Consider the following 18,259-nt stretch of genomic DNA (forward strand, 5'->3'; position numbering starts at 1 on the left):
GGAGTAGTCATGAGCAACAAGAATGTGGTCGCACTGGATCTGCCAATTCCCGAGATCAGCGACATGCCGGAAGACACCCAGAAGTACTTCCAGATCTGCCAGGAAAAGCTGGGCATGATCCCGAACGTACTCACCGCCTACAGCCAGAACCTCAAACAGCTTGAGGGCTTCACCCGCCTGTACAACGAGCTTATGCTCGGCGAAGGTGAACTCTCCAAACTGGAGCGGGAAATGGTTGCCGTGGTGGTCTCCTCCGAGAACAAATGCTTCTACTGCCTGGTCGCCCACGGCGCCGCCGTACGCGTCCTGAGCGGTGATCCCCAGTTGGGTGAGCACATGGTGATGAACTACCGCAGCGCCAAACTCGACAAGCGCCAGCGGGCCATGCTGGATTTTGCGTCGCACCTGACCCGCTCGCCGGCCACTGTTACCGAGGACGACATCCAGGCCCTGCGGGATGCCGGACTCAGCGACCGGGGCATCTGGGATCTCAGTAACCTGATCGGTTTCTACAACATGTCCAACCGCGTAGCGATTGCCAGCGATATGCAACCTAACCCCGAATATCACAGTCAGAGTCGCTAGCAGGTACACCACCCTGCTCGCCCTCGAATACAAAAACAATGGAGGCAGAGATATGAGCAAGACTCTACCAAGCTATACCAGCGGAACCGCGGAAGTGCCCCTGCTTGGCATGACCATCGGTGAAATGCTCGACCGCACCGCCGAGAAGTACCCCGACAACGAAGCCCTGGTGTGCCTGCACCAGGACATTCGCTGGACCTACAAAGAGTTTGTTGAAAAGGTCGACGAGGCCGCCCGCGCCTTCATGGCCATCGGCGTAAAACGTGGCGACCGCGTGGGCATCTGGTCCCCCAACCGCTACGAGTGGACCGTTACCCAGTTCGCCACTGCCAAAGTCGGCGCCATCCTGGTGAACATCAACCCGGCCTACGGTGTGCACGAACTGCAATACGCCCTGAACCTGGCCGGCATCACTACCCTGGTAACAGCAGACAGTTTCAAGGCCTCCAATTACCGGGAAATGATCTACGAGCTGGCACCGGAGCTGAAGCGTAGCGCTCCTGGCAAGCTCAAGGCCGACCACGTTCCGGAACTGCGTGCCGTGATCAATGTGCACGAAGACAAACACGATGGCATGTGGACCTGGGAGGAATTCCTCGGCTTCTCAAGCGACGTATCCCAGGACGATCTGGTGAAGCGCCAGGGCGAACTGCAGTTCGATGATCCCATCAATATCCAGTTCACCTCCGGCACCACCGGTAACCCGAAAGGCGCCACCCTCACCCACCACAACATCCTCAACAACGGGTACTTTGTGGGCGAGAGCCAGCTGCTGACCGAAAAAGACCGCCTGGTGATTCCGGTGCCGCTGTACCACTGCTTCGGCATGGTCATGGGCAACCTGGGCTGCATCACCCACGGCTCCACCATGATTTACCCGGGCGAAGGCTTCGAGCCCAAGTCCGTGTTGCAGGCTGTGCATCAGGAGAAGGCTACCGCCCTGTATGGCGTGCCCACCATGTTCATCGCCGAACTGGCAGAGCCGGAGTTCGAGACCTACGATCTCTCCACCCTGCGCACCGGCATCATGGCCGGCTCCATCTGCCCGGCCGAGGTGATGAAGAAGGTCAACGGCAAGATGAACATGAAAGAGGTTCAGATTGCCTACGGCATGACCGAAACCAGCCCGGTTTCCACCCAGACCAGCTCCCTCGACCCGTTCGAGAAGCAGGTCACCACCGTGGGCCGCACCCAGCCGCACCTGGAAACCAAGATTGTGGATCCGGGCACCGGCAACGTGGTCCCGCGCGGTGAGATCGGTGAGCTGTGCACCCGTGGCTACAGCGTGATGCTGAAGTACTGGAACAACGAAGAGAAAACCCGCGAAGCCATCGACGATGCCGGCTGGATGCACACCGGCGACCTGGCCACCATGGACGAAGAGGGCTATATCCAGATCGTTGGCCGCATCAAGGACATGGTCATCCGCGGTGGTGAGAACATCTACCCTAAAGAAATCGAAGAGTTCCTCTACACCCATCCGGCCATCGAAGAAGTGCAGGTAACCGGCATTCCCGATGACAAATACGGCGAAGAGCTGATTGCCTGGGTGAAGCTGGCACCGGAAGCGGCGCCCGTCACCGCAGAGGACCTGCAGGCCTTCTGCAAAGGCAAGATTGCCCACTTCAAGATCCCCAAGAACTACAAGTTCGTGGACGAATTCCCGATGACCGTCACCGGGAAGATCCAGAAGTTCAAGATGCGCGAGATCTCGATCGAGGAAATGGGACTGAAGAAATAATCAGCCTTTCTTCCAGGTTGAATTCACAGACCCCGGCTCCGCGCCGGGGTTTGTTGTTAACAGCACCAGCAAAAGCGGGCCGAATCCGTGCTTGTCAGCGCTCCATCGCCATGCTTCACTTCTCTGATTAGCATGCAACCGGAGACGCCTCTATGCCCATACCCGCTACCGACTTCCCGAAGACACAAACCAGCATCCAGCGTTTCTGGTTGTTATTGTTTGCCACTGTGCTGCTGGGCGGGTGTTCCACGGTGTACTACAAAACCATGGAAAAATTCGGGTATGAAAAGCGGGACATACTGGTAGATCGGGTCGAAGATGCCCGGGACAGCCAGAACGACGCCCAGGAAACCTTCCGTTCTTCGCTTGAGCGTTTCCAGAGTGTGGTGGACACGCCTGACACCGAGCTCAAGGAACAATATGCCGAAATCAGCGATGCCTACGAAGACAGCCTGGCGAGTGCCGAAGAGGTTAGAGACCGAATCGACAAGGTGGAAGAAGTCGCCGAGGACCTGTTTGATGAATGGGAAGACGAGCTCAGCCTCTACGAGAGCGCCTCACTGCGCCGCAGCAGTGAGCAACAACTGAAGGATACCCGTGTTCAGTACAGCCAGCTGATCAGCCGAATGCACGATGCCGAGGATCGTATGGAGCCGGTGTTACAGGCATTTGAAGACCAGGTGCTGTATCTTAAACACAACCTGAACGCCCAGGCGATCGGCTCACTGGAAAACGAACTGGTGAGTATCCGGCAGGATGTGGATTACCTGATTCGCAATATGGAACAGTCAATCGCGGAGTCTGAAGCCTTTATCCAACGCTTTCGTCAGGGCGGATAAAACCGCAAGGGAGCCAACGCTATGGAGCGCCAAGACCCAGATCCTGCGCTCAAGCCGGCACTGATGCAGTTTGATATGGCGCTGGCAGAGTTTGCCCGCGCCCGCCGCGCCGATCCGAAGGCGTCCAGTCTTGGCGTACTGGAGCGTTCCAGACTGCTGATGACCCTGCCCGGCGGGTTCGACGCCCTGTACCGCAGGGTTCGCTCACTGGAATCCGCCGGTATTTTCGGAACCAGTGACTGGGCCCGGCCAGCCCTGTTGCAACCCGCCCTGGCAAAACATTCGCTTCGGGCGGCCGGTGCGGTCACCACCATCGTCGAGGCGCTCAGCGAGCTGCGCATGCTGGCCGTTACCCGGGGCGACTATTTCCATCCCGGTATCTCTGCGGAGCAGGCGAGGCACTTCCTCACCCAGGTGATGGCCCTGAACCTGGATCTGCTGTCTGGCCAACTCACCGAAGCCGATCGGGAACGTCCGAAGCAACTCGGCACCATCGTCCTCGAACTCTATCGCTATCTGGTCTCTCACCTCGGCTACGAGAGCCTGCTGGACAGCCTGGTGGCTGAAGTGTGGCGATTGCTGGACCAGGGGCCAGTGCAAGTGGACAGCATCTGCGAGATGATCGGGCAGATTGCCAAGTGCCTGTATGACCCCGAGATGAAAACCCGGGGGAGTTCCGACGCCACCCGGCTGGTGAGAGCACTGTTTGCCCCTACCCCCGCCAGTGCGGAGGACCCGGGCCTTGCGGTTTACGAGCAACGCCTGAAAGATATGGATGACCTGGCGCTGTCCTCCGAAGCCAGCAGTTTTGCCCGCAGCATGTTCGATACAGGCCTGGCCTCCCCCTACCATGCCGTGATGCTCAGGTTTCTCCGCGATACCGGCCAGGACGAACTGATCCCCAACACCCTGGGCCTGACCATGACCGGCCTGGACGATCTCTACTGCTACACCGAACTGGTCCATGCACTGATTGACGAGGCCATTTACCCGGAAACCTGCCAGGCCGTGTATGGCCTGACCATGATGCTGGAGCGCGGGTCGCTGTTTACCCCCTCCGTGGCCCAGGCGTTATGGCGGCAAATCAAGCTCCAGCCGTCTGCCGAAACCAACCAGGCCCTGGCAGAGACATTCGGCGATGCGCGGCCGCCGCGGGTTTTCCTGCTCGCCGGTGTTATCAATCTTCTGGGACAGCCACTGGGTGTTGGCCAGGGCAACAACCCCACCTGCCAGTCTGCCATTGGCCTTTCCATGTGGGCATCGAACGAGGCGGATTACCTGCTGCAGGTTCTGGCCTGGGCGGCTCGGGACAATGAGGTACTCAGTCGATTCGAGGGCCAGGAGGTATCATCCCGGGATCTGGAGCCGGGGCTTGTCAAAGGAACGCCCGTGGATGTCGACCCGGTTTCGCTGGTTCTCATCCCCCATCTGGACCGCCTTTACGGCGAAATGTGGCGCCGCTGTGAGAACCGGGATGAGGATGCCCACCGCTGGATCAACCCGGAATTCTACGGCTGGTGGGTGAGCCATGGTTTCCGCGCGGTCACCGATGTAAAAACCGGTGAGGTGCACGACTATGAAGGTTTTATCCGGCATTTTTACGCCAGTTATCACCCTTTCTACAACGGCAACATCCCGGTGATTCACGCCCAGCCCGCCGGCATTGCTGTTACCGACAGCGCCGCCCGATTCGTCGGCCGCCACGCCATTAACATACTGCGGGTTGCCCTGAGCCCAAAAAACGAAATGCGGGTCTATTTCTTCAACCCAAACAACGACAGCGGCCAGAACTGGGGCCAGGGCATTACCTGCTCAACCCACGGCAACGGCGAATTTCGAGGCGAAGCTTCCCTGCCTATTGCCGAGTTCACCTCCCGCCTCTATGCCTTCCACTTCGACCCCCTGGAGCTTGGCGACCTTTCGGCCATACCGGATGAGGAAGTCGCCCGCGTTATGGACCTTGGCTATACCAGCTGGGCAGCGCCCACCGACGGGTCCCCGGGCTAGCCCCTGAAGCGGCGCAGCCTAGTAGCTCTCAGTCTTACCTGTAACCGGCGAGTAGGGTTCGCCTTCCTCGTCCTGAAGCTGGTAGTCATAGGCGGCCTGCAGGCCGGTATCCTCTTCAGTCTCCTCCTCCGGCTCATACTCGAGATACCGCGGATAGAAGGGAGACAGCATGGCCACAACGATGCCGATAGAGCAGAACATGGCAAAGGCATCGGCGTAACCCACGCTGCCGACCAGAAGACCAACCACTGGCGAGCCAGCCGCCTGGCCCAGGGATACGGCGATAAATGGCAGCACCGGCCCCATGGACAGCCGCCCCGGCAACAGGCGAATGCCGGTCATCAGATACAGGCCGGTCAGACTCATATAGGCCAGGCCAAAAACCAGTGCGGAAAACGCCGAAATCACCAGGTTGTCCGGGCTGGCTGCCAGCAACGCCAGGCTCACAGCCAATGTCATCAACATCAGGGCCTGGGTAACCGGCGGATTGTTCCGGTCTGCCAGATCGGCCACCACCGCACCGCCCAGACCTGCGAAGCCAACACCCAACCACAGCCAGCCGGTGGCATCGGAGGGCATGGATCCGAGGTTAACGACAAGGTCCGGCGCGAAAATCCAGAAGGCGGCAGACACAAACCCCATCATGAAGGCGAACAAAGAGAGCCGGAGCAGTCGCCACCACTGATCCGCACTGATTGGCTGCACGGGCGCCGCATTGGCGGGAACCACACGTGAAACCGAGGGAATGAAGAACCAGGTGGCAATCACGCCAATAACCGCCAGCACCGCAAAGAACGCGTAGGCATAGCGCCAGGCACCGGCCAGGAAAAGAATGGTTGGTACAGCGACCATGACACCCACACTCGTGCCCGCGTTCATTACCGAGCTGACCCGGCCGTGGAGGGAGCGTCTGACCAGCGCCTGCATGGCGGCGGTGAGCGTACAGTGCGAACGGTTTCAGCCTGCAGCCTGGGGCAGAAATCGGCGATCCCAGACCCGCTCCACCGCCTCAAACAGGCTATCCACGGTGAGCGCCAAGAGCCCAATCAGAATCGCACCCTGCAGCACGTAGGCCGTGTTGCCATTCACCAGACCGGCAATCACCGGATCACCAAGGGTTCGGGCCCCAATGGTTGAGCCAATGGCTGCGGTGGCAATGTTGATCGTCACCGAAGTGCGAATGCCGGCCAGAATCACCCTGCCCGCCAGCGGCAGTTCCACCTGCAGAAGCACCTGCAGCGGCGACATGCCCATGCCCAGGGCTGCCTGCCTGACGGTGGTATCAACCCCCTCAAGGCCCGCCAGGGTGTTGCGCAAAATGGGCAATAGGCCATACAGGATCAATGCGACTAGAATCGGCGCCTCGCCGAAGCCAAGAACCGGCACCGCCAGGGCCAGAACCGCCACCGGCGGGAAGGTCTGGCCAATGGACGCAATCTGGCTCACCAGTGGCAGAAAATCCCGGCCGGAAGGCCGGGTGGCAAAGATTCCGCCCGCTACCGCAGCAACCGTGCCCACAAGCGCGGAAATCACCACCAGCGTCAGATGATTCTGCAGCAGAAACAGGAAGCTCTCCCGCTCATAGATGACGTTCTGTTTGTCCGGCTGCACCCATTCGAATAGTGGCTCCAGAGCCGGCATGCCCGCACTCAGGGCGCACAGCAGCGCGGTCAGCAATACCGGTGGCACCCAGATCCGCATCAGGCACCTTCCTGGATAATGCGTTCGCGCGTGATGGTTCCGGTTTCCTGGCCCTCGGCATTGAACACGGGCACATGGTTCCAGTTCTGCCAGAGCATGATCGACAGCGCCACCCGCAGACTGTCGTCTTCGTTGAGACCATCGGCTCCGGGTTCCGGTTGCCTCGGCTGTGGGTATGCTTGCATCAGGTCACGCACGCTGCGCAGGCTCATCAGTTTTAGTCCCCGGTCCTGCTTGCCCACCAGATTCTCGACAAACTCGGAGGCCGGCCGGCGGAGGATGTTCTCTGGCGTGTCGTGCTGAATGATACGGCCCCGGTCCATAACGGCGATGCGAGACGCCAGTCTCAGGGCCTCGTCGATATCGTGGGTCACGAACACCGTGGTTTTTTTCAACTGTCTCTGGATGCGCAGCATTTCCAGCTGCAGATTTTCGCGCGTGATGGCATCCAGCGCACCGAAGGGTTCGTCCATCAGCAGAATATTAGGATTGGCCGCCAGTGCCCTGGCAACCCCCACCCGTTGGGCCTGGCCGCCGGACAGTTGCTGGGGATACTTGTTGGCATGGACGGCCGGGTCAAGGTCCAGCAGCGTCAGCAGCTCATGAACACGTTCGTCGATCTGCTCCCGTGGCCATTTCAGAAGCTGGGGCACCATGGCTATGTTGCGGGCCACCGTCCAGTGCGGAAACAGCCCGGTGCCCTGGATGACATACCCCATGTTCAGCCGCAGCTGCTCCGGGTTCATGGCGGTCACATCCTTGCCGTCCACCAGAATCTCGCCCTCGCTGTGGGGCAGCAACTGGTTGATCATCCGCAAGGTGGTGGACTTGCCGCAGCCCGAGCTGCCCACCAGCACGCAAACCTCTCCTGTTTCGACCGTCAGATTGATGCTGTCCACGGCGACGGCGTCACCGAAGCGGCGGGTTACGTTTTTCAGTTCGATCATCCGGGCTTATCCTTTTCCTGTCAGGCCGTCGCCGGTGTCGGCTTCAGACTCGCCGCCAGCATGGTAAGCAAAGCATCCGCCAGCAGCGCGAGTGCAATCGTTGGCAAGGCGCCCAGCAATACCAGGTCCATCGCCGCCTGCCCCAGGCCCTGAAAGATAAAACTGCCGAAACCGCCAGCGCCGATCAGTGCGGCAACCGCCGTCAGGCCAATGGCCTGAATCGTGGTAATGCGAACGCCCTCCACAATCACCGGCAGTGCCAGCGGCAGCTTGAGTTTGAAAAACAGCTGCCGTTCATTCATTCCCATTCCTCGCCCAGCATCGGAGAGGCTTTCGGGCACTTCAGTGAGCGCCACAAAGGTATTACGCACCATCGGCAGAAGACTGTAGGCCACCAGCGCCAGCAAAGCCGGCGCCCAGCCAATTCCGCGGATCCCCATCGCCTGAAGTGCCGGAAAGGCAGCCGCCAGAGCGCTGAGCGGCGCGATCAGCAAACCAAACACCGCCAGGCTGGGAATGGTCTGCAGAAAGCTGACAGCACCAAGGATGGGCCGGCGCCAGGCGACGCTGCGAATCATCTTCAGGGCAAGGAAAAACGCCAGGCACGCACTGATGCTGACTGCCCCGAATGCCAAAGCCAGGTGGGTCCAGAATGCTTGCTCAAACTTGTCTGGCCGGGCGGTGAACTCCCGAACCAGGGACAGACTCTCAAGGCCATCGCCTCGCAGGAACCACAGCCAGCTTCCGCTGACAAAGGCCAGAATCAGCAGCTGCAGCCCTCGCCCGCTTCCAAGACGCCCGAGAATTTCGATCAGCATCAGGGACAGCAGAAACAGCAGACACCAGAAACCGGCACCGATGGACGATCGTGCGTAAGGGGCGTTCTCTGGAAGATGCCGGCTCGCAAAAACCTCAAGCAGCAGTGGCAACAGCGCCAGTGAAAGCCCTACCAGAGCCAGCAGCGGCAGGTAACGGCGGCGCAGCGGCAGAAGAGACAGCAAGACGCAACCGGCCAGGATCAGCGAGACCAGACCGGCCCCGGCTCCGCCGAGCGCCGACAACAGGCCGTGACCGGTACCCGGGACAATCCGGTTGGGTTGGATCACGCCCAAGTCCAGCAACCAGACCAGCGCCAGGGCAAGACATCCCAGCACGGGCAGGACACGGTTAGGCAAGAAATTCGGAGTAACGGAGCTGAAAATTGACAAACCTCAGTCCTGGGCGAGGGAATCCAGGTAATCCCGCGCGACAGTATCCGCAGGCACCCCGTTTACCGCTACCTGGCCATTCAGGCGCTGCAGGGTTTCAAGATCCAGCGATTCAAAGATCGGAGTGAGCACCTCCCGGATCTGCGGGTAGGTTTCCAGCACCTCGCCACGCACTATGGGCGCAGGCTGGTACACCGGCTGAACGCCCGCGGTATCTTCCATCACCTTCAGATCCAGCGCATCCAGGCCGCCATCGGTACCGTACGTCATCGCCCCGTTCACGTCGTTATTGTTCAACGCCGCCGCACGCAATGTAGCCGCCGTATTACCACCTGAAAGAATCAAAAGCTGGTCGGATTCAAGCTTGAAACCATAGGCCTCCTGGAACGCCGGCAGGGCACTGGCGGATTCCACAAACTCGGCGCTGGCCGCAAACTTGAAGGCACCGCCTTCGTTGATATAGCGCGCCAGATCCTCGAGCGTGGCCAGGTTGTTCTCACGGGCCAGATCTCCACGTACGCTCATGGCCCAGGTGTTGTTGGCCTCTGCCGGTTCCAGCCAGACAATGTTGTGTGCCTCTTTATCCAGGCGAGCGGCCTCCTGGTAAGCTTTTCCGGCATCCTTCCAGATATCCCGGTCGGCCTGGTCGTGGAAGAAGGCAGCGTTGCCGGTGTACTCCGGGTAAATATCTACTTCCCCGGCCTTGATGGCATTGCGGACAATGCTCGTACCGCCCAGCTGAAGCCTGTTTTCAACCGGAATACCGGCTCCTTCGAGGGACTGCAATACCATCTGGCCCAATACCGAGCCTTCGGTATCAATCTTCGAAGACACCACTACCGGGTCGGCAGCCAACAAAGATCCGGACATCACGAAAGCGAACAATGCCAGTGTGCGGCGAAAAAGGGTTTTGGGAGTCACGGCCATTCCTCTGGTTTTGGTTACCTATAACAGTCTAGAGGCCGCATCTACGAAGGCAAACGCGAATTGGTCTTGCCGGGTGGAAGCGCGACCCGTCCAGTTGAAGACATGTACAGAGATTATTCAGGTTTGAATTCCCAAAACCCGCTGGGTTAGGCTGTCTGAAAAGCGAGCAGCATGGTAGTGACGGCTATGGCACAGACCCAGGAAATACCCCGCGAACCCACCTCCACCGTAGCGGCCCTGAACCCGGAGAACGTGACTCTGCTTGAACAGCACGGTTTGTCGCTTAAGCCACTGGATCCCATCGGCGTTGAAATCTACGGCGCCGACGTGCGCAACCAACTGCCAGAGCCCGCCATCAAGGCCCTGGAAGAGGAAATGGCCAATCGCGGATTCATCGTTTTCAAACACCAGGCCGGTCTATCGCCCGAAGAACTGATTGATGCCTGCAAGTGGTGGGGCGGCCGTGAAATCCACTCCACCCACGGTGTTCATCCGGCAACGCCCGGCCGGAACCGGCACATCTTCCGCTGCTCGAACGATGGCCGCCAGGGCATCCTCGGCGTCGGTCCCCAATGGCACAACGACGGCAGTTTCGAAGCCGCTACCTTTTCCCACAGCGCCTACTACATGGCTCGCGCGCCGGAAAACGGCGGCGGCACCCATTTCGCTCACCAGGGCGCCGCGTTTGATTCACTGCCGCCGGAGAAGCAGGACTTCTGGGAACGCCTTGTCTCGGTTAACTCCGCGTCCAGCGTCACACACCCCGTGGTTCATACGCATCCGATTTCCGGCCGAAAAAGCGTGTGGCTGCACCTGGGCATGACCGGCGCCGTCATCGAACGCCTGCCGGATGAAGGACTGACAATCGACCAACTCAAAACTCTCCCCGCACATGCAGACAGTTTCCGCCTGCTGGACGAAGCGGCTATGAAAGAACTGTTCAACGACTACAACGATTTGCTGAACGATTCCTTCGAGGATGGCTACGGCATTCGCTTCGAGTACGACACCGGCGATCTGCTGTTTATCGACAACTGGGCGGTGGCCCACCGAGCCTCACCGGAGGCCCACCTGCCGGCAGAACAACAGGGTCTGCGCATTATGGACCGGGTTACCATAAAGGCCCCTCGCAATCTGTCGCCTCACTTCGGTTTACCGCAGTACATTAATATGGCCGGCCCCCATCCGTTCAACAAAGACGGCGTGTGGCAAGCCGGTGGTGTTGGCTTTCGCTGGAAGGATGATATTCGCCTGCAGAACTGACTCGTCCGTTCTGCAGGCGCCTGAATTCCGGGACGAATGGAAAAAAATCACCCGCGAACTAAGCTAAGCGGGTTCCCTCAAACATTTAGAGTATGCTCATGAAAGCTTGTATTCAGGTCGTTCTCGCTTTTGCTCTGTTGGCGGGTCTTACCCTGAGTGCAAGCCTTCCGGCGGCGGCAGACACCGTGCTGCATGTTGCCTATGAAGATAAGACCCAGTTCCCATACTACATGGGTGACACCCAACGGGTACTGGACAAGCCTGGCGCCGCGGTTGAACTGGTCAAAATGCTTGAGGAACGGATACCTGGCCTGCAGATCAGATTCAGCCGCTATCCCTGGAAGCGTTGCCTCACGATGCTCAAAACCGGCCAGGTAGACGGGATATTCAACGCCTCTTTCAACAGCTCGCGTACCCGCATTGGCGAATACCCCTGGGAGGATGGCCAGGTTGATCCCTCACGCCGCCTGACCACCATTAGCTACTATCTCTATACCCTGCCCAACACTGAAATCGGCTGGAACGGCGAAGCGTTCGAAGATCCGGACATCAGCATTGGCGCCCCACTCGGTTACTCAATCGTGAACGATCTTGAGAATCTTGGTGTCTCCGTGATCAAAGTCCGCAGCTCGATGCAAAGTCTGCAGTTACTCAAGGCGAAGCGTGTAAAAGCCGTGGCGCTGCAATCGGTGACCGCCGATTATCTGTTGGCCAACAATCCCGACCAGTTGGAGGGTATTGTCCGGATCGCCCCGCCCCTCAAGACCAAACCCTACTACCTGATGCTTTCGCGCCAATTCACAGCAGCCCACCCAGAGCTCTCCGAGCAGATCTGGGATGCCATCGGCGAACTCAGAGAAGAAAAACTTGAGACATTGGCGCGGCCATATCTCTCCGAAAACGATTAAAAACTGGGCTGTGCCAGCCCGTAATCGATGGCCGCACAAACCGCAGTAGCCTGCGCGGCATTGCATTGCTCGGGGGTAACTCGCGGGCTATCCGGATAAACCTCGGTAGTGGTTCGGTAGGGCGCCCGAGTCATGCCGGCGCACAGGCCCCACTGGGCAAGTGGGTACTCAATCACGCCCCGCGCAACGACCTTGGAGCCGAAGATCTCGCCATTCTCATCCGCTGGCGCAATGTGCGTCACCTGCTCCACCGCCTTGATCACCGCCTGCTGAAAATCGGGTTTCGGGTTCTCACTGTCATCAACCACGTAAAAGCCATCGGGAATGCCTGCCGGTTCGAACGGCTTGCCGTCGCGGGCTGCCAGCGCCGGGCGAAATTCTGATTCGTCGGTATCAGTGGTCTCGTGAAGATCGATATGAATCAGAGCACTGTCACGAATAGGCGCTACCAATCGCATGAGTGCGGCAGACTCCTCCGCCCGACTACCTTCGTGGAAGGAACGGTTGGGGTCGATCGCATTACGGTTCCAGCGATGAATACGCTCATACGCCCAGGGACTCACGCAGGGCGCAACAAGCAGGTTCACGCGGCCCGCATACTCCGCCGCGTGTTTATCAAGGAACTGCAGCGCCCCATGCACCCCGCTGGTTTCATACCCGTGAACCCCGCCCGTGATCAGTACCACCGGCAAATCGTCGTTCCAGTCACGGCTGCGAATAGCCATCAGCGGGTAATAATCCGGGCCGTAATCCAAAGCGCCATACTCTTCCACATCGAAGCGCGAGCGAAGGCGCTCGATCACACTCAACACCTCCGCCTCATAACTACGCTGACGGGTCTGGCTAGACAACCACTCGGCGCATTCCGCATCGCCCCAGGGCGTGCCAGGAGTACCGATTGGGTAAGTTTCAGCCGTCTTCATATCGCTTCTTTCTCCGATCATTGCCAATGCGAGAAATCCATTACTATGGTTCACAAACAAAGAACCCACCTCTGCGGGTGGTGGCACCGGAAAGTCCGGTTACCCGATGATAACTAATAAAATTACGATGATGGGCATTATCAGGGCCATCAAAAAGCAGGGCCACATGACAGAAAAGGTTTGTCGATCTTTTCTTGCTCTGATATAGAAAAAATTAGCAATTCCTGTCGCGGGAATCGCGAACATACCAAGTAGCAAAGCGGCTAAACCAGCCCATGAACCGTTTCCGGTATTCATTGCAATCACAATAAAAACAACAAAAGACTGAAGAAGTATCGGGATTAGCACACCTATGATGTATCGCATTCTGTCCTCTTTTTTAGCTAATGCTCTGCCTTCCAGGAGTGTCAGAGCGCACCACAAGTGCATCCGCCAACAGTAGCCCAGCGGTGAGTATTATTGACGGGATCGGAGTGCTGCACCATAGGCCAGTGTCGCCCAATGGCACATCTCCGATGGGTCTTCCAACGCCTCTTCGGGTGCCTGGTAATACGACATGCCCACCATTTTCTGCCCCTTAGGATACATAAACTGGGATAACCCACGTTCCTCAAAACAACTGACAGTCTCAGAGTCGACTTTCAGGTAGAGCGTATCCTCGGCGACAAGGCCGATCATCACATCATCGTGGTAGAGGCCGTAGCCACCAAACATCTTTCTGGCGCGAATCTCGCCGAACTCGGCGAAAGCCTCTTTCAGGTATTCTATGTACTCACTCACCATGGTCGCTCCCCCCGAAACAACGGTGCATAACTCTATCCGACAAACTCGCCCCATTGCCAGAACGCGGCTAGTCCAGGTTCCGGGACAGAAACCAGGATTGCAGAAACTCAATGCAGCTGAGCAGTTTCGGCTGCGTAAACTGCCGGTTCGGGTATAGCGCATAAAGCGTTAGGTCCGGGCGGCTAGCCTCCGGCAGCACTTCCACCAACTTGCCCTGCTCTATACTTTCCCTGGCCACAAAGCTGGGAAGAAAACCGATGCCCAGCCCGTCCTCAATCACCTGTTTCATGAACAACGTGCTGTTCACCTTGAGGGAACCACCGACGGTAATACCCTGCGCCAGCGGCCAAAAATTTCCCGATTTGAAATAGCTGTACACAAAGCAATTATGGGCGGCCAGATCCTCCACATCACGAATCGGCGGATGGCTCTCCAGGTACCCGGGTGAGGCGCACACCTTGTAGGTAAAACGGACCAGCGGTTTGCCTACATAGTTGGAATCGAGCATCTGGCTGGACGCCCGAAACCCCAGATCGAATCCATGCTCGATCAAATCCAGGCTCTCGTCTCCCAGCTGTATGTCCAGCTCCACATCCGGGTATTGCTTCATGTAGGCGGAGAACAGTTGCGACAGATCGGTAATGCCTAGCGCCATAGGAGCGTTGATGCGTAACTTGCCGCGCGGGTTGTCCTGCATGTGCTGCACATAGGCGTCCGCATCGTCTACCTGAACCAGCAATTCCCGGCACCGCTCCAGGTATCCCTCACCAATGGACGTCAATTGCTGCCCGCGGGTCGATCGGTGCAGCAGCCTCACCCCCAAATCCTCCTCCAGCCGCCCTATCTCCTTGCTGATCATCGAGGTGGTTACATTCAGCTCGTTGGCCACACTGGTAAAGCTACCGGCATCCACCACCCGAACAAACATCCGCATTGCCCGCAATTTGTCCATACTGCCCGGCCTTACTGTTTCCAAAATGTTGATACTGATAAAACATTATTGCCATTTAAGAACACGAAGGGAAGCGCCAAACTTCACTTGCAGTCACGCAATAACCCAACAAACGAGGTTTTATATGCACACCCTGTACTTCATTCCCGGCGCCTGTTCACTGGCCACGCAGGCGATTCTCAACGAGCTCAACCAGGAAAGCACCCTGGTTCACAAGCTGGAAGCCGACCACTTTGAAACCCTGAACCCCGCCGGAACCGTGCCAGTACTGGTCGACGGCGACAAGGTGCTGAACGAGGGCGTGGCGATCATCCTCCATCTGCTCAACAAGCATAAGAACAACCTGATCGCTGAAAGCGGGGACGCGCGGCATCAGGCCATCGAAAACATGCTGTTCGCAAACGCCACCATGCATCCCGCCTACGGCCGCCTGTTCTTTGCCCAGGCCAACGTGAACGATGCAGCAGCCAGACAGCAGGTTTTCGATTCTGCGGCGGTGGCCATCAACAAACTGTGGCAGGTGGTGGAAGCGAAGCTGGAGCACATGCCCTACCTCGGGGGGCATGACATCTCCCCCGCCGACATTCTGCTGGCCGTGTACTCCCGTTGGGGCGACTTCTTCCCCGTGGATATCGTACTCGGCCCGCGCAGCCGGCAGATGGTGGATGCCGTATTGAGGCGAGACAGCATGCAACTTGCCCTGCAGCGGGAAGAGGCATACAGCGCGGGGGCCGCGGCATAAATGGACACCGAAAAACGCCAGTTGGAAACCATGGTGAATGAGTATTTTCAGGGCCTGCACACGGGGAATGCCGAACGACTGGCGCCGTTGTTCCACAGGGACTGTGTACTCAAGGCACCCGGCCTGCGGCGCACACTGGATGAATGGCTGGCCGATGTCGCAACGCGACCAATACCCGCGAACATCGGACACCCGGAGGACTATCGCATCCTCCGGGTGGAACTGGCCGGAAACCAGGCCATGGTGAAAGTGGCGTGCCCCCTGCCCCACGGCGACTTTACCGACTATCTGGGTTTCCTCAGGGAAGACGGTGTCTGGAAGATCGTAAACAAAATGTACGCGCCAGCCACCGCCTGACCGAAAACCCGAAACCATTTATCGAGAGGAATTTCGAATGCCTTATGTCAATATCAAAGTCACCGACGACAACGTAACCGTCGAACAGAAACGCCAATTAATTCAGGGAACAACGCAGCTACTGGTCGATGTCCTGAACAAGAATCCTGACGCCACCCACGTGGTCATCGACGAATTGTCGACCGACAACTGGGGCGTGAAAGGAGAAACCGTCACCAATCTGCGAAAACGATAACCAACAAACAGGGGAGCAACACTTACCATGACCATCCTCAGGGAATTACTGAAAGTGGAGTATCCAGTGATTCAGGCACCCATGGCCGGCGTGCAGGACAGCGCGTTGACCATCGCGGTTTCCAAAGCGGGAGGGCTGGGTTCGCTCCCCTGTGCCATGCTCACAGGCGACAAAATACTCGAAGAAGTCGCCAGGATAAGGTCCGCGACCGACCGGCCCTTCAACCTGAATTTCTTCTGCCACACCCTGCCACCGGAAGACCCGGAGAAAGAAGCGGCCTGGCGACAAAGCCTGCAACCTTACTACGAAGAGCTGGGGCTAGACCTGAACGATGACGCCGGCGGCGCAAGCCGTCGACCCTTCGATGAACAAACTGCCGATCTGGTGGCTGAACTGAAGCCTGCGGTAGTGAGCTTTCACTTCGGCTTACCGGCCCCCGACTTGCTGGCCTACATAAAATCCAGCGGAGTGAAGGTACTGGCCAGCGCCACCACCGTGGCCGAAGCCTTGTGGCTGGAGGAACGAGGCGCAGACGCCATCATTGCACAAGGGCTCGAGGCCGGTGGCCATCGCGGCCACTTTCTGTCTGGCGACCTTGGCCTGCACATGGGTACCTTTGCGTTGCTCCCCCAAATCGTATCCAGGGTAAAAATCCCGGTTATTGCGGCAGGGGGTATTGCCTCCGCCGCAGGCGTCGAAGCAGCCAGAAAACTGGGCGCCGTCGCCGCCCAGGTCGGCACTGCTTACCTTCTCTGCACCGAAACGAAAACCAGCGCCATCCACCGTGCCGCGCTCCAGTCCGAGCAGGCGTCCCACACCGAAATCACCAATGTATTTTCCGGTCGCCCGGCGCGCGGCATCGCCAACCGCCTTATCAGAGAGCAAGGCCCTCTCAGTACGCGCGTGCCGGACTTTCCCAATGCCGCAGGTGCGCTGGCGCCCTTGAGATCGGAGGCTGAAAAGTGCGGAAAGGGAGACTTTTCGCCACTGTGGGCGGGGCAGAACACTACGGGGTGCGAGGAAATCGCAGCCGGGGAAATGACGTTGAAATTGGCCGGAGCACAACAAACTAGCTGATATCGTATTTCTCAGACCACACCCTCAGGTCATCAAGAATCTTCAGCGCGCTGCGACCAAAATCGGTCAACTCATAGGTAACCGCGACCGGCCGGTCATTGATGACCTTTCGCACCACCATCTCCCGCGACTCCAGCTCCTTGAGGCGCTGATCAATCATCTTCTTGCTGGCACCGCCGAGCATGCGGGCAAGGTCGTTGAAGCGCACCGGGCCGTCTTTCAGGTGATAAATGATGGAGCCGGTCCATTTTCCGCCGATGATGCGCATGCCCCTTTCAATAGCGCAGGGTTCCATGCAGGCGTTAAAAACTTTTTTCCGACCGTAATCGTCTGTTTCTACGCGACTTTCCATCCGTTCTCCAGCACTTGGAACAAGGTTACCAAAAGTATACTAATTGATCATCATTTACAGGTAACCATAGTATACCAGCACTACATTCGTTACCACAGATGGAGGTTCCGATGAGCAATATCCTCATCATCAATGCGCACCATTACTATCCCTTCGCAGAAGGCAAACTCAACGGAACTCTGGTTCAGATGGCCGACGAGTTGCTTACTGCCGACGGGCATCAGACAAAAATCGTGGAAGTCGATAAAGGCTGGGACGTGGACCAGGAGCTGGAAAACCACCAGTGGGCAGACATCATCCTGCTGCAAACCCCGGTTAACTGGATGGGCGTGCCCTGGAGCTTCAAGAAATACATGGACGAAGTCTACACAGCCGGAATGGGCGGCGCGTTGTGCAACGGCGATGGCCGCACCGAAGAAGCACCCAAGGCGAATTATGGCAATGGCGGCACGTTGCAGGGCAAAAAATACCTGCTCTCGCTCACCTTCAATGCCCCCGAAGAAGCCTTCAATAACCCGGATGAATATCTCTTCCGGGGCGGTAGCGTGGACGACCTGCTATTCCCCATGCACATGAACTTCCGCTTCTTCGGCATGGAAGCGTTGAACACCTTCGCCTGCTACGACGTGATGAAAAATCCGCAGGTGGAGCAAGATTTTCAGCGTTTTCGGGCCCACCTCGCTGCCCAAATTCCAACCGCCTAAAGGAGGCA

Annotated in this window: 21 protein-coding genes; 11 read left to right on the forward strand and 10 right to left on the reverse strand. The window is 58.1% G+C overall.

Annotated features, from left to right (window positions below):
- The first annotated feature begins 9 nt into the window (after positions 1-9).
- The 4 genes from GJU83_RS12280 to GJU83_RS12295 all read left to right on the forward strand — a co-directional run bounded on the left by GJU83_RS12280 (position 10) and on the right by GJU83_RS12295 (position 5,172).
- Positions 10-585 (forward strand): peroxidase-related enzyme, encoded by a 576-nt coding sequence (locus tag GJU83_RS12280; RefSeq protein ID WP_069183914.1) that lies wholly within the window; start codon positions 10-12, stop codon positions 583-585.
- A gap of 52 nt (positions 586-637) precedes the next feature.
- On the forward strand, positions 638-2,326 hold the full coding sequence (locus tag GJU83_RS12285) for an AMP-binding protein (protein ID WP_153634480.1): 1,689 nt from the start codon (positions 638-640) through the stop codon (positions 2,324-2,326).
- Between the two features lie 152 nt (positions 2,327-2,478).
- The gene (locus GJU83_RS12290) at positions 2,479-3,165 is read left to right on the forward strand and encodes a DUF2959 domain-containing protein (protein WP_153634481.1); all 687 of its coding nucleotides are present in this window, start codon (positions 2,479-2,481) and stop codon (positions 3,163-3,165) included.
- Between the two features lie 21 nt (positions 3,166-3,186).
- Entirely contained in the window at positions 3,187-5,172 is a 1,986-nt protein-coding gene (locus tag GJU83_RS12295; RefSeq protein WP_153634482.1) for a hypothetical protein, read from the forward strand.
- 18 nt (positions 5,173-5,190) lie between these two features.
- Here GJU83_RS12295 and GJU83_RS12300 read toward each other — a convergent pair whose 3' ends face one another.
- From GJU83_RS12300 to osmF, 5 genes are read right to left on the reverse strand one after another with little or no spacing between them, the layout of a single operon-like run.
- Complete coding sequence (locus tag GJU83_RS12300; protein ID WP_228715186.1) at positions 5,191-6,099, reverse strand: MFS transporter; 909 nt, start codon at positions 6,097-6,099, stop codon at positions 5,191-5,193.
- 30 nt (positions 6,100-6,129) lie between these two features.
- Positions 6,130-6,873, reverse strand: a complete 744-nt coding sequence (locus GJU83_RS12305; protein WP_069183917.1) for an ABC transporter permease — start codon at positions 6,871-6,873, stop codon at positions 6,130-6,132.
- Complete coding sequence (locus tag GJU83_RS12310; RefSeq protein WP_069183918.1) at positions 6,873-7,820, reverse strand: ABC transporter ATP-binding protein; 948 nt, start codon at positions 7,818-7,820, stop codon at positions 6,873-6,875. The genes GJU83_RS12305 and GJU83_RS12310 overlap by 1 nt, the downstream gene beginning before the upstream one ends.
- A gap of 20 nt (positions 7,821-7,840) precedes the next feature.
- The gene (locus GJU83_RS12315; protein WP_069183919.1) at positions 7,841-9,028 is read right to left on the reverse strand and encodes an ABC transporter permease; all 1,188 of its coding nucleotides are present in this window, start codon (positions 9,026-9,028) and stop codon (positions 7,841-7,843) included.
- A gap of 3 nt (positions 9,029-9,031) precedes the next feature.
- On the reverse strand, positions 9,032-9,898 hold the full coding sequence (gene osmF, locus GJU83_RS12320) for a glycine betaine ABC transporter substrate-binding protein OsmF (RefSeq protein ID WP_370686085.1): 867 nt from the start codon (positions 9,896-9,898) through the stop codon (positions 9,032-9,034).
- A gap of 243 nt (positions 9,899-10,141) precedes the next feature.
- On the opposite strand from osmF, the gene GJU83_RS12325 reads away from it, so the two are divergent.
- On the forward strand, positions 10,142-11,218 hold the full coding sequence (locus tag GJU83_RS12325) for a TauD/TfdA dioxygenase family protein (RefSeq protein WP_069183921.1): 1,077 nt from the start codon (positions 10,142-10,144) through the stop codon (positions 11,216-11,218).
- Positions 11,219-11,316: 98 nt separating this feature from the next.
- Positions 11,317-12,126, forward strand: a complete 810-nt coding sequence (locus tag GJU83_RS12330; RefSeq protein ID WP_227514535.1) for a substrate-binding periplasmic protein — start codon at positions 11,317-11,319, stop codon at positions 12,124-12,126.
- Here the strand turns inward: GJU83_RS12330 and GJU83_RS12335 are convergent.
- From GJU83_RS12335 to GJU83_RS12345, 4 genes are all read right to left on the reverse strand, one after another.
- Complete coding sequence (locus GJU83_RS12335; protein ID WP_069183923.1) at positions 12,123-13,049, reverse strand: M14 family metallopeptidase; 927 nt, start codon at positions 13,047-13,049, stop codon at positions 12,123-12,125. The genes GJU83_RS12330 and GJU83_RS12335 overlap by 4 nt on opposite strands.
- A gap of 99 nt (positions 13,050-13,148) precedes the next feature.
- Positions 13,149-13,415, reverse strand: a complete 267-nt coding sequence (locus GJU83_RS19010; protein WP_069183924.1) for a hypothetical protein — start codon at positions 13,413-13,415, stop codon at positions 13,149-13,151.
- 90 nt (positions 13,416-13,505) lie between these two features.
- On the reverse strand, positions 13,506-13,832 hold the full coding sequence (locus GJU83_RS12340) for a TfoX/Sxy family protein (protein ID WP_083231829.1): 327 nt from the start codon (positions 13,830-13,832) through the stop codon (positions 13,506-13,508).
- 67 nt (positions 13,833-13,899) lie between these two features.
- Complete coding sequence (locus tag GJU83_RS12345; protein WP_069183925.1) at positions 13,900-14,784, reverse strand: LysR family transcriptional regulator; 885 nt, start codon at positions 14,782-14,784, stop codon at positions 13,900-13,902.
- 124 nt (positions 14,785-14,908) lie between these two features.
- On the opposite strand from GJU83_RS12345, the gene GJU83_RS12350 reads away from it, so the two are divergent.
- Genes GJU83_RS12350 through GJU83_RS12365 form a run of 4 tightly spaced genes read left to right on the forward strand, consistent with a single transcriptional unit; the run spans position 14,909 to position 17,195 of the window.
- On the forward strand, positions 14,909-15,526 hold the full coding sequence (locus tag GJU83_RS12350) for a glutathione S-transferase family protein (RefSeq protein ID WP_069183926.1): 618 nt from the start codon (positions 14,909-14,911) through the stop codon (positions 15,524-15,526).
- Positions 15,527-15,883, forward strand: coding sequence for a nuclear transport factor 2 family protein (locus GJU83_RS12355; RefSeq protein WP_069183927.1), 357 nt, complete (start codon positions 15,527-15,529; stop codon positions 15,881-15,883).
- A gap of 37 nt (positions 15,884-15,920) precedes the next feature.
- Positions 15,921-16,118: a tautomerase family protein gene (locus GJU83_RS12360; protein ID WP_069183928.1), complete on the forward strand. Its 198-nt coding sequence runs from the start codon at positions 15,921-15,923 to the stop codon at positions 16,116-16,118.
- A gap of 27 nt (positions 16,119-16,145) precedes the next feature.
- Positions 16,146-17,195 carry an NAD(P)H-dependent flavin oxidoreductase gene (locus GJU83_RS12365; RefSeq protein ID WP_069183929.1) on the forward strand — a complete coding sequence of 350 codons (1,050 nt, stop codon included), beginning with the start codon at positions 16,146-16,148 and terminating at the stop codon, positions 17,193-17,195.
- Here the strand turns inward: GJU83_RS12365 and GJU83_RS12370 are convergent.
- Positions 17,188-17,547: a winged helix-turn-helix transcriptional regulator gene (locus tag GJU83_RS12370; protein WP_069183930.1), complete on the reverse strand. Its 360-nt coding sequence runs from the start codon at positions 17,545-17,547 to the stop codon at positions 17,188-17,190. The two genes, GJU83_RS12365 and GJU83_RS12370, sit on opposite strands and share 8 nt — an antisense overlap.
- A 110-nt stretch (positions 17,548-17,657) precedes the next feature.
- On the opposite strand from GJU83_RS12370, the gene GJU83_RS12375 reads away from it, so the two are divergent.
- Positions 17,658-18,251 (forward strand): NAD(P)H-dependent oxidoreductase, encoded by a 594-nt coding sequence (locus tag GJU83_RS12375; RefSeq protein ID WP_069183931.1) that lies wholly within the window; start codon positions 17,658-17,660, stop codon positions 18,249-18,251.
- The last annotated feature ends 8 nt before the right edge of the window (positions 18,252-18,259 follow it).

This window comes from Marinobacter salsuginis, from assembly GCF_009617755.1.
Taxonomy (GTDB): domain Bacteria; phylum Pseudomonadota; class Gammaproteobacteria; order Pseudomonadales; family Oleiphilaceae; genus Marinobacter; species Marinobacter salsuginis.

Excerpts from the sequence above, each read along its gene's own strand:
- GJU83_RS12280 (WP_069183914.1), top strand. The coding sequence starts at position 10 with ATGAGCAACAAGAATGTGGTCGCACTGGATCTGCCAATTCCCGAGATC.
- GJU83_RS12285 (WP_153634480.1), top strand. The coding sequence starts at position 638 with ATGAGCAAGACTCTACCAAGCTATACCAGCGGAACCGCGGAAGTGCCC.
- GJU83_RS12290 (WP_153634481.1), top strand. The coding sequence starts at position 2,479 with ATGCCCATACCCGCTACCGACTTCCCGAAGACACAAACCAGCATCCAG.
- GJU83_RS12295 (WP_153634482.1), top strand. The coding sequence starts at position 3,187 with ATGGAGCGCCAAGACCCAGATCCTGCGCTCAAGCCGGCACTGATGCAG.
- GJU83_RS12300 (WP_228715186.1), bottom strand. The coding sequence starts at position 6,099 with ATGCAGGCGCTGGTCAGACGCTCCCTCCACGGCCGGGTCAGCTCGGTA.
- GJU83_RS12305 (WP_069183917.1), bottom strand. The coding sequence starts at position 6,873 with ATGCGGATCTGGGTGCCACCGGTATTGCTGACCGCGCTGCTGTGCGCC.
- GJU83_RS12310 (WP_069183918.1), bottom strand. The coding sequence starts at position 7,820 with ATGATCGAACTGAAAAACGTAACCCGCCGCTTCGGTGACGCCGTCGCC.
- osmF (WP_370686085.1), bottom strand. The coding sequence starts at position 9,898 with ATGTCCGGATCTTTGTTGGCTGCCGACCCGGTAGTGGTGTCTTCGAAG.
- GJU83_RS12325 (WP_069183921.1), top strand. The coding sequence starts at position 10,142 with ATGGCACAGACCCAGGAAATACCCCGCGAACCCACCTCCACCGTAGCG.
- GJU83_RS12330 (WP_227514535.1), top strand. The coding sequence starts at position 11,317 with ATGAAAGCTTGTATTCAGGTCGTTCTCGCTTTTGCTCTGTTGGCGGGT.
- GJU83_RS12335 (WP_069183923.1), bottom strand. The coding sequence starts at position 13,049 with ATGAAGACGGCTGAAACTTACCCAATCGGTACTCCTGGCACGCCCTGG.
- GJU83_RS19010 (WP_069183924.1), bottom strand. The coding sequence starts at position 13,415 with ATGCGATACATCATAGGTGTGCTAATCCCGATACTTCTTCAGTCTTTT.
- GJU83_RS12340 (WP_083231829.1), bottom strand. The coding sequence starts at position 13,832 with ATGGTGAGTGAGTACATAGAATACCTGAAAGAGGCTTTCGCCGAGTTC.
- GJU83_RS12345 (WP_069183925.1), bottom strand. The coding sequence starts at position 14,784 with ATGGACAAATTGCGGGCAATGCGGATGTTTGTTCGGGTGGTGGATGCC.
- GJU83_RS12350 (WP_069183926.1), top strand. The coding sequence starts at position 14,909 with ATGCACACCCTGTACTTCATTCCCGGCGCCTGTTCACTGGCCACGCAG.
- GJU83_RS12355 (WP_069183927.1), top strand. The coding sequence starts at position 15,527 with ATGGACACCGAAAAACGCCAGTTGGAAACCATGGTGAATGAGTATTTT.
- GJU83_RS12360 (WP_069183928.1), top strand. The coding sequence starts at position 15,921 with ATGCCTTATGTCAATATCAAAGTCACCGACGACAACGTAACCGTCGAA.
- GJU83_RS12365 (WP_069183929.1), top strand. The coding sequence starts at position 16,146 with ATGACCATCCTCAGGGAATTACTGAAAGTGGAGTATCCAGTGATTCAG.
- GJU83_RS12370 (WP_069183930.1), bottom strand. The coding sequence starts at position 17,547 with ATGGAAAGTCGCGTAGAAACAGACGATTACGGTCGGAAAAAAGTTTTT.
- GJU83_RS12375 (WP_069183931.1), top strand. The coding sequence starts at position 17,658 with ATGAGCAATATCCTCATCATCAATGCGCACCATTACTATCCCTTCGCA.